Annotated in this window: 12 protein-coding genes; all 12 read right to left on the bottom strand. The window is 38.1% G+C overall.

The genetic code is table 11. The annotated features are described in order from the left end of the window. Nucleotides 1-6: 6 nt before the first annotated feature. Nucleotides 7-549: a bifunctional pyr operon transcriptional regulator/uracil phosphoribosyltransferase PyrR gene (pyrR, locus tag MKZ25_RS04525; protein ID WP_340800367.1), complete on the bottom strand. Its 543-nt coding sequence runs from the start codon at nucleotides 547-549 to the stop codon at nucleotides 7-9. An 866-nt stretch (nucleotides 550-1,415) separates the two neighbouring features. Continuing rightward, nucleotides 1,416-2,321, bottom strand: a complete 906-nt coding sequence (locus MKZ25_RS04520) for an RluA family pseudouridine synthase (RefSeq protein ID WP_340802974.1) — start codon at nucleotides 2,319-2,321, stop codon at nucleotides 1,416-1,418. Further along, the gene (gene lspA / locus MKZ25_RS04515; RefSeq protein WP_340800366.1) at nucleotides 2,318-2,794 is read right to left on the bottom strand and encodes a signal peptidase II; all 477 of its coding nucleotides are present in this window, start codon (nucleotides 2,792-2,794) and stop codon (nucleotides 2,318-2,320) included. Before lspA ends, MKZ25_RS04520 begins: the two co-directional genes overlap by 4 nt. Nucleotides 2,795-3,414: 620 nt before the next feature. After that, nucleotides 3,415-4,752 (bottom strand): purine-cytosine permease family protein, encoded by a 1,338-nt coding sequence (locus tag MKZ25_RS04510; protein WP_340800364.1) that lies wholly within the window; start codon nucleotides 4,750-4,752, stop codon nucleotides 3,415-3,417. 45 nt (nucleotides 4,753-4,797) lie between these two features. Next, on the bottom strand, nucleotides 4,798-5,886 hold the full coding sequence (locus MKZ25_RS04505; protein ID WP_340800363.1) for a M24 family metallopeptidase: 1,089 nt from the start codon (nucleotides 5,884-5,886) through the stop codon (nucleotides 4,798-4,800). 74 nt (nucleotides 5,887-5,960) lie between these two features. Beyond that, nucleotides 5,961-6,296 carry a cupin domain-containing protein gene (locus tag MKZ25_RS04500; protein ID WP_340800362.1) on the bottom strand — a complete coding sequence of 112 codons (336 nt, stop codon included), beginning with the start codon at nucleotides 6,294-6,296 and terminating at the stop codon, nucleotides 5,961-5,963. Continuing rightward, entirely contained in the window at nucleotides 6,297-8,060 is a 1,764-nt protein-coding gene (locus MKZ25_RS04495; protein WP_340800361.1) for a hydantoinase B/oxoprolinase family protein, read from the bottom strand. Nucleotides 8,061-8,064: 4 nt separating this feature from the next. Continuing rightward, the gene (locus MKZ25_RS04490; RefSeq protein WP_340800359.1) at nucleotides 8,065-10,107 is read right to left on the bottom strand and encodes a hydantoinase/oxoprolinase family protein; all 2,043 of its coding nucleotides are present in this window, start codon (nucleotides 10,105-10,107) and stop codon (nucleotides 8,065-8,067) included. Nucleotides 10,108-10,156: 49 nt separating this feature from the next. Next, complete coding sequence (locus MKZ25_RS04485; protein WP_340800357.1) at nucleotides 10,157-10,699, bottom strand: helix-turn-helix domain-containing protein; 543 nt, start codon at nucleotides 10,697-10,699, stop codon at nucleotides 10,157-10,159. A gap of 463 nt (nucleotides 10,700-11,162) precedes the next feature. Then, nucleotides 11,163-11,489, bottom strand: a complete 327-nt coding sequence (locus MKZ25_RS04480; protein WP_340800355.1) for an AzlD domain-containing protein — start codon at nucleotides 11,487-11,489, stop codon at nucleotides 11,163-11,165. Beyond that, nucleotides 11,486-12,160, bottom strand: coding sequence for an AzlC family ABC transporter permease (locus MKZ25_RS04475; protein ID WP_340802973.1), 675 nt, complete (start codon nucleotides 12,158-12,160; stop codon nucleotides 11,486-11,488). Before MKZ25_RS04475 ends, MKZ25_RS04480 begins: the two co-directional genes overlap by 4 nt. Nucleotides 12,161-12,293: 133 nt before the next feature. Continuing rightward, entirely contained in the window at nucleotides 12,294-15,059 is a 2,766-nt protein-coding gene (ileS, locus tag MKZ25_RS04470; protein ID WP_340800353.1) for an isoleucine--tRNA ligase, read from the bottom strand. Nucleotides 15,060-15,194 lie beyond the last annotated feature (135 nt).

Below are 15,194 nucleotides of genomic sequence, written 5' to 3'. Positions count from 1 at the left end.
ATTCACTTATTCCTCAAATTTATGAATTGTTACGATATCTTCTTTATCTGTTTCCGTGAGATTGACGACAATGCGTTCAACGCTTGATGTCGGGATATTTTTCCCAACATAATCAGCACGTATCGGCAATTCGCGATGGCCCCGGTCAACTAAAACGCCAAGCTGGATTTGTGCCGGTCTGCCTAAGTCCATAATGGCATCCAATGCTGCGCGTACTGTCCTTCCTGTATAAAGAACATCGTCGATCAACACGACTTTCTGATCCTTCACTTGGTGCTCAATATCGACTTGCTTTACTTGTGCCTGATCATGCTTTGGTGATAGATCATCACGGTATAATGTGATATCAAGCTCCCCTGTCCGAATCGCTTTCCCTTCAATCGTTTCGATTCTTTCTGCAAGGCGTCTTGCCAAATAGGCGCCGCGTGTTTTAATCCCGACTAAAATTACTTCGTCAATGCCTTTGTTGCGTTCAATAATTTCGTGTGCAATTCGCGTAATCGCACGGTTCATCGATGGTCCATCAAGTAATACTGTAAAATTTTCCATGTTTTTTGCTCCTTTCATTTTTCTGTGTTCACAGGGTATGATCAATGTAAATTTCAAACAAAAAACCCTCTAGAAAGTTCTAGAGGGTTTGAAAAGTCATGTTGAAAAACTGCACACGGGTATTTTTGCGCACAAAAATTCCGTTGCTTCACATTATCCCTTCTCAGCCTCTCTGGACTGCCATTAAAGGTGAACAATATTCAGATTGCTTTGATTTGCTGCGGCTACCTGCTTGCTCTCGTCAAGTTCTGTAGCTCACTGTTGTCAGTATAGGCTTGATTATTTTATAAGTCAATAAACTTTGTGAAGGTCAGACAACTGAAATTTGATGTTTGAAAAGTTTGAATTTTCGGGCCTGTTGTGGATTTTCTAATAAGTACATCAAATATTCTAATATACTTCGAAATCTTCTAATAAAAGTCCGTTCTTCTAATATAGTGGTCAATTGTTCAAATAAGTATTCGAGATCTTCTAATAAAGCGTCCCAATGTGCTAATATCTGCTGAGCTTTTTCTAATATCCGCTTCAAATGTTCTAATAAAATTATTTCAGGCTCTCTGAACCACACTACATGCAGAGAATAATGCCTCTAACCACAAACATTCCCACCCATTTTCTAATAAAATCCTAGAACTTCTAATTTCACTGCAACTTCTTCTAATATCTACTTCAGATGTTCTAATAAAAACACTTCAGGTTACCCGACCGCCATAATACGTAGTATATACTGCTTCCAATCGAACTCATTGCCAGCCACCTCCACAATATTTTCTAATATTCGCTTCAAAAGTTCTAATAAAGCCCGGCATAAGGCTCTCCCGAACCAAAAAACAGCCGTCCCCCAAAAAGGAGGCGGCTGTTCTCGATTATCCGCGTAATTCTTCTAATAATTGTTTGAAGTCTTCCGGCAGCGGTGATTCAAACTCTAAATATTCTTTCGTTACAGGGTGGATAAATCCTAAAACACCTGCATGTAATACTTGGCCGCCGAAATCGATTGTTTTTCTTGGACCGTATTTCGGATCGCCTGCTAACGGGAAACCGATATAATTCATATGCACGCGGATTTGGTGAGTACGTCCTGTTTCAAGACGGCACTCCACCAAAGTAAATTCATTGAAACGCTCAATTACCTGGAAATGTGTAACCGCATTTTTGCCTTTATCGATAACCGCCTGCTTTTGACGATCTTTCTGATCACGGCCGATTGGTGCATCAATTGTGCCTTTTTCATGCGCAATACGGCCATGTACTAAAGCCGTATATTTACGTGTTACCGATTTTGCGACCAACTGATTCACTAGACTTTCATGGGCAATATCATTTTTTGCAACCATTAATAAACCGGATGTATCCTTGTCAATACGGTGTACAATCCCTGGACGTGCCACACCGTTAATGCCGGACAAGTCTTTGCAATGATGCATTAAACCATTTACCAATGTGCCGCTTGTGTGCCCTGGTGCCGGGTGAACAACCATTCCGCGCGGTTTATTCACAACTAATACGTCGGCATCTTCATAAACGATTTCCAAATTTAAATCTTCTGGAATGATTTCCAAATCTTCTACTTCCGGAACCGTTACTTCAATAACGTCCCCTTGCTTCACTTTATATTTTGCTTTTACGGCTGTACCGTTTACTAAAATCCGTTCTTCATCCAGCCAGTTACCAATTTGCGAACGTGACCATGATTCTTCCATTTGTGAAAGTGCCTTATCGATACGTTCCCCTGCAAATTCTTCTATTGTTAATGTGACTACCGTCATTATTTCACCTTTTTCTTATCCTTTTTTTCTTCTAGTATGATCGTAATGAAAAGCATTACAACAGCAATTGACAATGCTGCGTCCGCTATATTGAAGATCGGGAAATGATACTTGATTACCGGTATAAACACATCGACAAAATCAACTACTTCTCCACGGAATAAGCGGTCAATAAAGTTACCGACCGCACCACCTAATAACAGCATTAAGCTTACATGAAAAAGTGGCTTACCCTTTGCTTCTGTATGATTAAAATAGATAATGGCGATAATGACACCAACTGTTACGATTGAGAACAACCACATTTGTCCTTCCAACATGCCCCAAGCCGCACCACGGTTACGATGCGATAAGATGCCAAACCAAGGATCCCATACACTGATGCGTTCCCCTAATTCCATATTTTTAACAATGAGCCATTTTGTCCATTGATCCAAAATGACTGCAATTATTGCGATTCCGTAATATTTATACACAGCAGATCCTCCGTTTACGATATATCTTACCTATTTTATCATATGGATAATGCAACAAGCTACAAAAACAAGCTTAAAGCCTTATAATATCAAGGTTCTCTATTATTTTAAAAATTAATTTGTTTAATAATTTTCCTTTAGTTAGAGATCTTAATTCCACAAGCTCTTCCATAATTTAAATTAATACCGATTTCTCAATTTCTACTACCATTTCAAGCACTCCCTGTCGATTTGCGCCCCTCAGCATCACATGATAAATCCCTATAGTGCTCATTGATCTCGCCTTGCGAGGCATAGGATCACCATACTTGTCTTTGTTAGTGGTTCTTTTCTTCTATAAAAGGAAATAATCAATATTACCGCAACATTCTTCCCCTTTCTTCAATCAGCCAAAACAAAATTTCACTCGGAAAATGGGTATTCAAAAACTCATTTTTAACTAGCCGATTCCCCCTAAAAGTAGTGCTAACCATAGGCCAATCCTACATTTTTAAAAGACTTGAAAAAAATATTTTGTGGTGTTTTAGGGATGAAAATGGAAAAAAATCCTTTGTACAAGATTTTTCTTATACAAAGGATTTAAAATATTGTGAAATACTTATAAAATTACCTATAATATGTTATGATAACCGTCCCTGTGGATTGTCCTCTATATCAACTTTTGTAAATTGATCTGGTGAAACTGATCCTTTTATTTTCATAGCAACATAATATGCAACAATAGAAACTAGTAATGATTGAACAGCTGGTAATCCAAATGGATATACATATTGAGTAAGATATCCCACAAAAGTACCTACAATAATAGCGATAGTCGCCATCCAATTCCAACCTTCATTTTCAACCCATTGTTGTTTACGTACTAAGAAGAAATCGCTTATCATTACCCCAGCAATTGCTGGATATATCAATGCTGTCATATATAAGAAATCTGTGAAGTAATCCAAGATTCCTGCAAGAGCTATGACAATTGCGATAATTGTTCCTCCTAAAGTTAGTAATGCTCGCCCTTTTCCAGAGTTTACATTTAACATGTTCGCTAACGCTAATCCCATACTATAATTATTTACAATTTGGCTAGTCCACGTCGCAAACCATAAGATTAGGAAGCCCCAAACAGGGAAGCCCATGTTTAACATAACAGTTACTATATCTGCTTCTCCTACACCAACAGACATAATTGCCCCAACATAAAATAATGGAATTCCTACACCAATAATCCCTAAAGGTATTAATAAATTATCTTTCACTTTCGGCTTCGCATATCTAGTATAGTCCGATGCTATAACCCATTGCGAAACGTTAACCCCAATAACAAGACTTATCGCTGCAAGAATCGTCATATTTGGTTCAGGATTCCAAGAAGTAATTGTGTCCCAACCTATATTCTTAAATGCTAAATAAATTCCACCGATTATTAAAATAAGTCCAGCTGGCACAGCAATATAATCAGTCCACTTCATTGATGAGTAACCAATTATCGCCGGAAGGGCAAATAATGCTCCAGCTATCACGGTAATTAAAGCCCACGCACCCCACTCTGTAGTATAGTTAATTCCAAACATCGCAGATATAGCATTACCTGCAACCGCAGTTTGAAGTGCCCACCATCCCATAGATACGATAAAAATAGTTAATCCTACAATAAATCTAGCTTGTAGAGAACCGAAGCTTGATTTTGCAATAACTGAAGATGCACGACCTGTTTTTGCACCCATATAACCTTGTATAAAGTTTACCGGCCATTGAAATACAACCATAGACAGTACTACTATTAGTAAAATCTCTGTTAAAGAAAAACCTCCTGCAAGAGAAGCCCCTACCATTAAAACAGGTATTGTAAACTCTAGACCGCCAAAGATCATGGCTGGTGTCATCCAATGTTGCCTTTCATTTAAAGGTACTGCAGCTAATGCTTCATCTTTCCCAATTGCTGATTTTTTTTCTAGTTCGCTCATTTCATTCACTCGCTTTCTGAATTTTCAGACTTCTTTAACGGCAATCTATTTTTTTATAACTAGCTCTCTCGGATAATTATTAATACGTTCAAAACCAGATTGTGTAACCACTACAATATCTTCAATTCTGACTCCGAATTTTCCGCTAAGGTATACTCCCGGCTCTACACTTATCACCATGCCTTCTTCAAGAAGTTGATCATTATTAAATGTCACAAATGGCTCCTCATGTACTTCTATACCTAAACCATGACCTGTCCTATGTGTAAATTGAGCGCCATAACCAGCTTCAGTAATTATATCTCTTGCTACTCTATCAATCTCTTTTAATGGGACGCCAGGTTTGATAGCTTTAACTGCTTCTTCCTGCGCATACTTAACCGTGTTGTATACAGCCTGCATTTCCTCAGTCACACTATCTCCAATGAATATAGTCCTGGTAATATCTGAGCAATAGAAATCTTTAATTCCTCCTATATCAATAACCACCATATCTCCCTCTGAAATTTTTGTTTCACCTGAATGATGGTGAGGAACTGCTCCATTTCTGCCTGCCCCTACAACAGGATTAAAAGACATCTTTTTGACATTATGCATCTCAAACAAACGTTTGATTTCATCAACAACTTCTAATTCAGTCATACCTACTTTAATAAAATCTATTGTTTTACCTACAACTTCGTCAGCTATTGCCCCTGATTTTTTCAATAATTCTATCTCATGTAAATCTTTTCTTAATCTTAATATACCTATAATACTAGTACTATCTACAAATTTAATATTGTTTTTAAGCTGAATTAAGTTTATTAAATTTTGACTTGGCCACTGGTTATCAATCGAAATAATCCCTTCATTAGGAAGAAACTCTCCTAAAATCTCAATAGATTTATCGCCGTCCTTCCAAAATACAGTTTGAAATAGCGTTGGATTAGTAATTTCTTCTTTAGTCATTTCATGTATAAGCATAATTGGCTGGCCTGTTTTATTAATAACAATCGCCTGTAATCTTTCATGTGATTCTAGCCATGTCTCGCTGAAATAGAAAAAGTTTGCTGGAGACGTTACTAAAAGAGCATCTATATTCAAATCATTCAAAACTTCCTGAGCTTTTCGGATACGATCTCGGTATATCAATTCAACATTCTCCTTTTTAAAAAGGCTTCCTTCTATTATTAGTGTAATAATAGAAGGAAGCACCCTCATGTAATTTATCTAGAAACTAGAGCCCATACTATTTCACAATCTTCTTGGCCATCATTATATGCCCAATGTTTTTCTCCGTGTGGAATAAATGTCGCTTGTCCTGCAACTACTCTATATTCTTTTCCGCCACTCATTGTTAGCATAGAACCCTTTAATATTAATCCATATTCATCCTGGGTATGAGATCCAGTACCTTCTAGAGGAATTCTAGCACCAGGTGGAATAGTTACTGTACCAAAAGATGTTCTTCCACCTTCAATTACCGTTTCGTCAAATATAGTTTTCATAATGACTTCTGTTTGGCTGCTAGATTTCACATCGCTAGTTGATACAATTTCCATTTATTCGCCCCCCTTTTGTTGACGCTCTGCAGAAAGCCCCACAACTTCTAGTGTTTCAGGGTTGAAAGTTACACCATAGTCTTTTTCAGCTTGTTCCACTGTGATGTATTCATTTTTTACATCCCATATCACTTTGTCGATAGGTCGATCTAGTGGATTCCCATACCCTCCACCTGAACCAGTGACAAGTCTTGTTACATCATTTTTACTTAACGGGAATTGATTATACTTACCATATGGTCCGAATGTTTCGCCGTTACTCTTAACAAATTCAAAGTAATTAGTAGAACCTTCTTTACCTTCATTTGTTCCCCATATGTTATATTTATGACGGCCAAAGGAACCAGTAAAGTACTGATTATCTGTTAAAGAACGGTAGGCTCTTGTAACTCCATAACCGCCTCTAAATTCGCCGGCACCCATTCCATCGGTATTTAAGCTATATTCATCTATTAATACACCATTTCTAGTTTCACAAACTTCTACTGGAATATTGAATGTTTCGCCATCTAATATACAGAACTGAGCAGAGGCACCATCTTTTTCTCTGTCTCCACCCCATCCACCTACAGATGGTTCAACGATTAAGAATGGTTCATTTGTATCTTGATGTTTTCCACCAAGAATAGCTACACAAACCGATAAGAAGTGCCCAGCAGATAGTCGGTCAGGTACTAATGGCGCTAGAGCTTTCCAAACTAAGTCTGTTCCAAATAACATTGACTCCCAATACATAGATACTGGTGCAGGTCGTACTGCATTGAATATTGAACCTGCATCAGTAATTACACGTAATGGTCGGAAAGAGCCGTCATTTACATCTTGTGATGGATTAGTTACAGCAAGATAAATAGTTCGAACTGCTGAAATCAGACCGGTTAACGTACAATTTATCGATCCAGTTACTTGTGGATGACTTCCTCGGAAATCACATATAAACTCAGTATCGGTAATTTCAACTTTTACTTGTACTTTAAAAGGACCTTTTTCAATTCCATCATCATCAATATAGTCTACCGCTTCAAATGTTCCTTTAGGTAGGTTTTTTAATGATTTAAGTGCAATCTGCTCTCCATGATCTAATAAATAGTTAATAGAGTTTACAACAGTTTCTTTATCGTATTTTTCGCATAACTCCTGAACTCGTCTCTCACCAGTTTTTAGAGCAGCGACTTGAGCCCACATATCTCCTAATGATAAATCCGGAAATCTCACATTCGCAGCAATTATTTCAACAACAGATTGATTTAAAACTCCCTGATCGTAAAGTTTTACACAAGGGAATTGTAAACCTTCTTGGTAAATCTCTGTTGAATTTGTAGACATTGAACCTGCGTCTTTTCCTCCAACTTCTGTCCAATGGGCTTTATTAGCGGAAAATGCAATTAATTCCCCATCGTAGAAGATAGGCATAACTAACCCCACATCACATAAATGGGAACCGCCTCCACCATAAGGATCATTAATTAAAATGATGTCGCCAGGTTTTAAATCTCCATTTTTATTGTACTTTTCTAAAGTTTCTCTAACCATAAAACTTAACATTCCAATAAAACCAGTTACACCGTTACCTTGAGTTAATAGTTGTCCCTTTGAATCAGTTAGACCACTCGCATAGTCTAAAACTTCATATATAATAGGACTCATTGAAGTACGAGCTAATGCATAGAACATTTCTTCTCCAATTGCTATTAAAGAATCCTTAACAATATCTAATGTAAATGCATCTACTTTCGTTGCTGTTTGATAAATTGTTTTCTCCATCTATTTACACCCCCATATCAATAATTAAGTTTCCATATAAGTCAACTGTTACGGACTGACCAGGGTAAACTACTGTTGAAGCTGATGATTCCTCTACAATCACCGGACCTTCTAAAAATGCATCTGGATTTAATTTTGTTCGATCGTATACAGGTGTATCAATCCATCCGCTTTCTTCGTATAAAACAGGTCTAACTTCTTTTAGTGCTTCTTGTAATTCTAATCCATTATTATCCATTTTATATAACTCAGGTTTTTTTACAGATCCAAAAGCAATTAAGTGTAGGTTTACAATTTCCGTCGGATTATTTTCTAACTTAAATGTGTATAATTGTTCGTGTCTATTATGGAAATTTTGTATCACATCTAACATTACCTCTTTTGTTACCTTCCCATTTGGTACAGGTACTTTTACCGTATGCTCTTGCCCAATATAGCGAATATCTATAAACCTAGTAAACATAACCCGATCTGGTGCTACACCTTCATCGGCATATTGAGCCAATGCCTTGCTTTCTTGATCCTCCAGAATATTGTTAAACTCTTCATAGTCAATTGTGTCTACACGACGTATATATGTTTGAATATAGTCATGTCTTAAATCTGTCATTAACATTCCCCAAGCAGAGAATACCGAAGCAGCAACTGGTACAATTACTTTTTTAACACCTAATTCTTTAGCCAGTGCGGGAGCATGCATAGATCCCCCACCCCCAAATGCAACTAAAGTAAACTCACGCGGATCATAGCCTTTTCTAACTGAAATTAATTTTAGAGCATTCAACATATTTGAGTTTGCAATACGAATAATACCTAAAGCAGCTTCATCAGTTGAAATATTGAATTGGGTAGCGATTTTTTCATTTACTACTGCCTTCACTTTTTCCATATCCACTTCATTATCAAAATTTTTAGGTGAAAGTCTTCCTGTTACTAAATTTGCATCGGTAGTAGTAGGTTCTTTTCCGCCTTTTCCATATGCAATTGGACCAGGTAATGCACCTGCAGATTGAGGTCCAACTCTTAATGAACCACCATCATCTATCCATGCAACTGATCCTCCGCCATTTCCAATCTCAACAATGTCTACAACTGGAACTTTGATTGGATATCCCGCAGTACGATCATCACGCTCAATATTGTATTCAGTTGTTACCTTCACTTCACCACTATCAATTAGAGAACATTTCGCCGTTGTACCACCTATATCAAAGGCTATGATGTTTTCCTCACCTAGAATTTTCCCTAATATAGCAGCGCCATAAATTCCTGCTACAGGACCAGACTCCACCATGTTAATCGGAGTTTGTTTTGATTGTTCGAAAGTAGTCGTACCACCATTAGATTGCATTATATATTTATTAGCTGAATTATCGAGTTTACTTAGCTCTTTTTCAAGACGTTCTATATAAGATGAGGCAATTGGCTTTACATAAGAATTTAGGACCGTTGTACTGGTACGTTCATATTCTCTCCACTCTCTTGTTACCTCATATGATGCTGTCACCGCAACCTCTGGCCATAATTCCTTTACAAGTTTAACTGTTTCAATCTCATGAATCGGATTACTGTAAGCATGTAGATACGAAACTGCAATAGCTTCCACTTGTTCTTTTTTGAAGTATTCAATAATCTCTTTTACTCTATCAGTTTCTAATTCTTGTATAACCTCACCTTTGTAATTTAGGCGTTCTGTTACCTCTTGACGTAAATATCGTGGAACGAAAGGCGTAGGTTTTTTATACTGAATATTAAATAAATCGGGTCTGTTTCCACGAGCAATTTCAAGAACATCTCTGAATCCTTTTGTTGTAATTAAGCCTGTTTTTACACCTTTACGTTCAGTTAAAGCATTAATAATAACCGTTGTTCCATGAATAAATGTATCCAGTTCCTCAGTCTTTATACCACTTACTTCGATAACATTTAACACCCCATTTTCAAAGTTAGGAGGAGTTGTGTGACTTTTTGCTACACCAACTTTTCCTTGCTCGTCGATATAAACTAAGTCAGTAAATGTTCCTCCAATATCTGTTGCTACTCTCATAATCCAGCCACCTTTCATATTTAATAAATCAATCTATAAAATTCAGTTATTAGAAAATAACTGGTGTTACTATACTAAGGACCTTAGTATCTACTTCTAATGGGTTTCTCATCGAATGTGAAAGAGTTGATGGAAAATGTATAGAGTCCCCATGCTTTATTACATATTCTTTTCCATCCACCTCAAATATTAGTTCTCCTTCGAGTACGTAATAAAATTCTTCACCGGGATGGCTGAAAGTTTTTTCAGGTGTAGGTCCTGGAGGGAAAGTTACAAGCATTGGCTCGATACTTCTTCCTGAAAACTCTCCACCAAGTCTTGTATAAGTAACACTGGAACCTTCTAGTTTAAAAGGTTTCTGTTCCTCTTTCTTCACTTGAAAATTTTCATTCGAAAAATCTTCAAAGAAGCTAGTAATTGGAACTTCTAACGCATCTGCAATTTTTTTTAAAGAAGTTATTGCAATTGACGAAGAAGCTCTCTCCACCTGAGATAAAAAACTTACAGATAATCCTGTTTTTTCACTTATCTCTTTTAGAGTTAAATCCTTTTCAATTCTTAATTCACGAATTTTGGTCGATACTTCTTTCATATTCCTAACCCCCAGTAAATCTAGGTTGTAATGTAAAACTATAATTTTATTTAAAAATTAAAGTAATACTGTAATTTGTATGTTATCACAAAATTTTTAAAATTTACAGTAAATTTTAAAAATTTAGATTAATTAATTTATTGATTGTTCTTAGGACGTTTTTATTCTTTGTAAGGTAATCGGTTAATAAAGTTTACGGGTTCCACTTTCGAGCCGAGAGTATCTACTTTTTTCCCCCATAAAAAAAACACTTGAGCTTAATCAAAACTCAAGTGCATTGCCTAAACGCTTCCTTATTCTTCACCAATAACGATAAAGTCATTTGGTGATGAGCCAAAAATACCTTCCACAACTAATTTGTGGAAGGCTCAACTTTCAAATCCACATTAGCTGATAAAAGGGTGGCCACTAAATTCATAAAAAAAGCTTATTTAGTCACATTCAACTAAACAAGCCCAAACTTTCAACCAAATAATAACCGCAGCCCCGCCATTGTCACCACACCGGCAATGACTGTTTTCGATAGACTTTTTGTGAGTAATGCAACAAATAATGTCGGTATAAACGCCATCACATTCAGCCATTGAACCGTAACGATTGCTTCTTCTTTCTCGAAGAAACCTTCAATTACGAGGGCGGACAATATACAAACCGGTATGTAGGCAAGCCATCGCAGAACGATTTTCGGCATCTTCATATTTTTCACTAATATAAACGGCAATATTCTAGGAATCCATGTTACTAAAGCACAGCCTAAAATTAATAATACCATCGCTACCGAAGTCGTCATTTTTCCAATACCACCCCGATCGTTGCAACGATCATCGTTGATAACAGAACAGCTAAATGCCCGGGCATCAAGTAAAGCATCCCGTACATGCTGATGATCATAATGACAATCAGTTTTATGTAGTGCATTATTTTTTCTTTTGGAATGCTCGCAAGCGTCAGAACAAGAAGTGCGACAAACATGGCCACTAAAGCATAGTCCAGTCCCCATTTTTCCGGATCCGGCAGCCATTGCCCGATTATGCCACCTATTGTACAAGCCGCTATCCAAGTTGTATAGGCCGTTATGTTTAATCCATCCATCCATTTTCCGCCAAGACGACCTTCTTTTCCTGCAGCAACGACGGAAACACCGAATGTTTCATCTGTCAGCAATGTCCCGAACCCGATATTACGCAGCGTAGAATACTTTGTGAAGTACGGTGCAATTGTCAGTGACATCAGCAAGTGCCGTAAATTAACGATAAAAATTGTGACAATGACTGCTGTTACAGGGGCTCCCGCTAAATACAATCCGCAAAAGATGAACTGGGCGGACCCTGCATATACAAGCACCGACAGTAAAAATACTTCCAATACCGAAATCCCTGAAGCAATCCCGACAACCCCAAATGCAAGACCGATGCTAATATACCCTAGCAATGTCGGTACACAATCTTTTATCCCCTGCATAAACGTATCAGGAGTTAATGGCTTTTGTTCGATTTGTTCCAAAATGTACAACCCCTATATATTTTATTTTTCGGAAAAATAAAAAAAGTATAAAGGAACGCCATTACCAAAATGGCAATAGCGTTCCAAATTTTTATACGTAATAGTTTTCTACAACATCTGCACAACGTTTACATAGTGTTGGGTGGTTTTCGCTTGCGCCGACTGTTTCTGAAATTGTCCAGCAACGCTCACATTTTTCACCGTCTGCTTTTTCAACAACTAATGCTGTTTTATCAAGTACTAAGCTTTTGGCAGGTGCATGTTCCTTACTGCCTGCGATGATGAATTGAGATACGATTGAAAGCTGTGCAAAATCGATGTTGGCATCATTTAATAGCTCGACTGTTTCACTATCTGCATAAACCGAAATTTTTGCTTCAAGCGATTTACCGATTGTTTTTGCATTACGTGCTTCTTCCAATGCTTTTAACACTTCATTGCGTACTGCAATTACTTTTACCCATTTCGCACGTAGGTCTGCAAAGTTTGCTTGTTCTACTACTTCCGGGAAATCTGTTAATTGTACAGACTGCGGCTTACCATCGAATTCGATGTAGCTCCATAACTCTTCTGTCGTATGCGGAATAATTGGCGTTAATAATTTAACTAATGCCATTAATGTATCATACATAACCGTTTGCATTGCACGACGGTCTTTGTTGTCAGTTCCTTCGATATAAACTACATCTTTTGCGATATCCAAGTAGAATGAAGAAAGCTCGATTGCCACAAAGTTATTCACCGTTGTGTATACAGTTGAGAAGTCATAACGGTCGTATGCTTCACGGATAGTCTTCACAACATCCTGTAAGCGCATGTACATATACTGATCCATTTCGCGTAACTCTTCGTATGCTACACGATCAGTTGTTTCGTTAAAGTCTGTCACATTTCCGTGCAGGAAGCGCAATGTATTACGCACTTTACGGTATGTTTCAGAAACTTGCTTCAACATATCCATTGAAATACGAACGTCCCCTGTATAGTCAACAGATGCTACCCACATACGAATAATGTCGGCACCGTATTGGTTCATCACTTTGATCGGATCAATCGTGTTGCCAAGTGATTTAGACATTTTGCGTCCTTCGCCGTCCAATACGAATCCATGTGTTAATAAACCTTTATATGGTGCATGCCCATTAATCGCTACAGATGTGATTAATGATGAGTTGAACCAGCCGCGGTGTTGGTCAGAACCTTCAAGATAAAGGTCGGCAGGATATTTCAGTCCGCGCTCTGCTAAGACACCTTGGTGTGACGATCCTGAGTCGAACCATACGTCCATAATGTCATTTTCTTTTGTAAACTTGCCGTTCGGGCTGCCTTCATGTGTAAAGCCTTCAGGAAGCAAGTCTTTCGCTTCACGCTGGAACCAAATATTTGAACCGTGTTCACGGAATAATTTTGAAATATGAGCGATTGTATCCGGTGTGATGATCGGTGTTTCATCTTCCGCGTAGAAAATCGGAATTGGTACACCCCATGCACGCTGACGGGAAATTACCCAGTCACCACGGTCGCGAATCATATTGTAAAGACGAGTTTCACCCCAGCTTGGTGTAAATTCTGTCGCTTTTACTGCATCCAGCAATTCCCCACGGAACATTTCAACAGATGCGAACCATTGTGGTGTTGCACGGTAAATTACCGGTTTTTTTGTACGCCAGTCATGCGGGTATGAGTGTGTAAATTTAGAAACTTGTAATAATGCATTTTCTTCTTTTAATTTTTCAATGACAACCGGATTTGCCTTTTCATAGAATAATCCTTCAAAGCCAGGTGCTTCATTTGTATAGCAGCCACCGTTATCTACCGGTGATAAAATGTCCAGACCATAGCGTTTACCGATCTGATAGTCGTCCTCACCGTGACCTGGTGCTGTGTGTACACAACCAGTACCGGCATCAGCAGTTACGTGGTCACCAACCATCACTAGTGAATCACGTTTGTAAATTGGGTGTTCTGCAACGATCAAGTCAAGCTGTTCGCCTTGTACTTCCTGAACGATCTGAACATCTTCCCAGCCAAATGTCGCTGATAATTTTTCCAGTAAATCTTTTGCAACAATATATTTGCTGCCGTTAGTTTCAACGACAACATATGTGAATTCAGGATTTACCGAAATCCCTAAGTTTGCCGGAATTGTCCATGGCGTTGTTGTCCAGATGACAAATTTAGCATCTGCAGGTACTACATCTTTGCTGTCTTTAATACCGAATGCTACATAAATTGAATACGATTCAACATCTTTATATTCGATTTCTGCTTCTGCCAATGCAGACTCAGAAGATGGAGACCAATAGACCGGTTTTAAGCCTTTATAAATATAGCCCTTCTCCGCCATTTTCCCGAACACTTCAATTTGGCGTGCTTCGAATTCAGGTTTTAATGTGATATAAGGATTTTCCCAGTCACCGCGTACACCTAGACGACGGAATTGGCTTTTTTGGTTTTCGATCTGTTCATAAGCGTATTTTTCGCAAAGCTCGCGGAATTCTGCAACCGACATTTCTTTACGTTTAACGCCTTTATTTGTTAATGCCTGTTCGATTGGTAAACCGTGTGTATCCCAACCTGGAATATATGGCACGTGGAAACCTGACATCGATTTTTGGCGGTTAATCATGTCTTTGATCACTTTGTTTAATGCGTGACCGATATGGATGTCTCCGTTTGCATATGGAGGGCCATCATGCAGTAAATAGTGCGGACGGTCTTTTGTACGTTCCAGCACTAATTTGTTAATATCCATTTCATCCCATTGTGCCTGAACTTGCGGCTCTTTAGTTGGCAAACCGCCGCGCATAGGGAAGTCTGTTTTCGGCATTAATAATGTGTCTTTATACTCTACCATTGTAAATTCCTCCTAGTGATCTTATCGAGTGCTGATTGTTGATGGTTGATTTCCATTCGGGGGCCAACACGATGTTGGTCACGAATGCATTGTCACAGGACGTGACGATTTTAGCATTCGTTCCATCCTCCCCTC

The sequence above is a fragment of the Solibacillus sp. FSL W7-1464 genome (assembly GCF_038004425.1).
Lineage (GTDB): Bacteria > Bacillota > Bacilli > Bacillales_A > Planococcaceae > Solibacillus.
Note: the sequence above shows the minus strand (reverse complement) of the source record. Positions and strands in the feature narration are given on the sequence as shown.

Bases quoted from the DNA above. Each gene is read 5' to 3' on its own strand.
- MKZ25_RS04475 (WP_340802973.1), bottom strand. From the start codon at position 12,160: ATGCAGGGGATAAAAGATTGTGTACCGACATTGCTAGGGTATATTAGC.
- MKZ25_RS04495 (WP_340800361.1), bottom strand. From the start codon at position 8,060: ATGGAGAAAACAATTTATCAAACAGCAACGAAAGTAGATGCATTTACA.
- pyrR (WP_340800367.1), bottom strand. From the start codon at position 549: ATGGAAAATTTTACAGTATTACTTGATGGACCATCGATGAACCGTGCG.
- MKZ25_RS04485 (WP_340800357.1), bottom strand. From the start codon at position 10,699: ATGAAAGAAGTATCGACCAAAATTCGTGAATTAAGAATTGAAAAGGAT.
- MKZ25_RS04490 (WP_340800359.1), bottom strand. From the start codon at position 10,107: ATGAGAGTAGCAACAGATATTGGAGGAACATTTACTGACTTAGTTTAT.
- ileS (WP_340800353.1), bottom strand. From the start codon at position 15,059: ATGGTAGAGTATAAAGACACATTATTAATGCCGAAAACAGACTTCCCT.
- MKZ25_RS04500 (WP_340800362.1), bottom strand. From the start codon at position 6,296: ATGGAAATTGTATCAACTAGCGATGTGAAATCTAGCAGCCAAACAGAA.
- MKZ25_RS04480 (WP_340800355.1), bottom strand. From the start codon at position 11,489: ATGACGACTTCGGTAGCGATGGTATTATTAATTTTAGGCTGTGCTTTA.
- MKZ25_RS04510 (WP_340800364.1), bottom strand. From the start codon at position 4,752: ATGAGCGAACTAGAAAAAAAATCAGCAATTGGGAAAGATGAAGCATTA.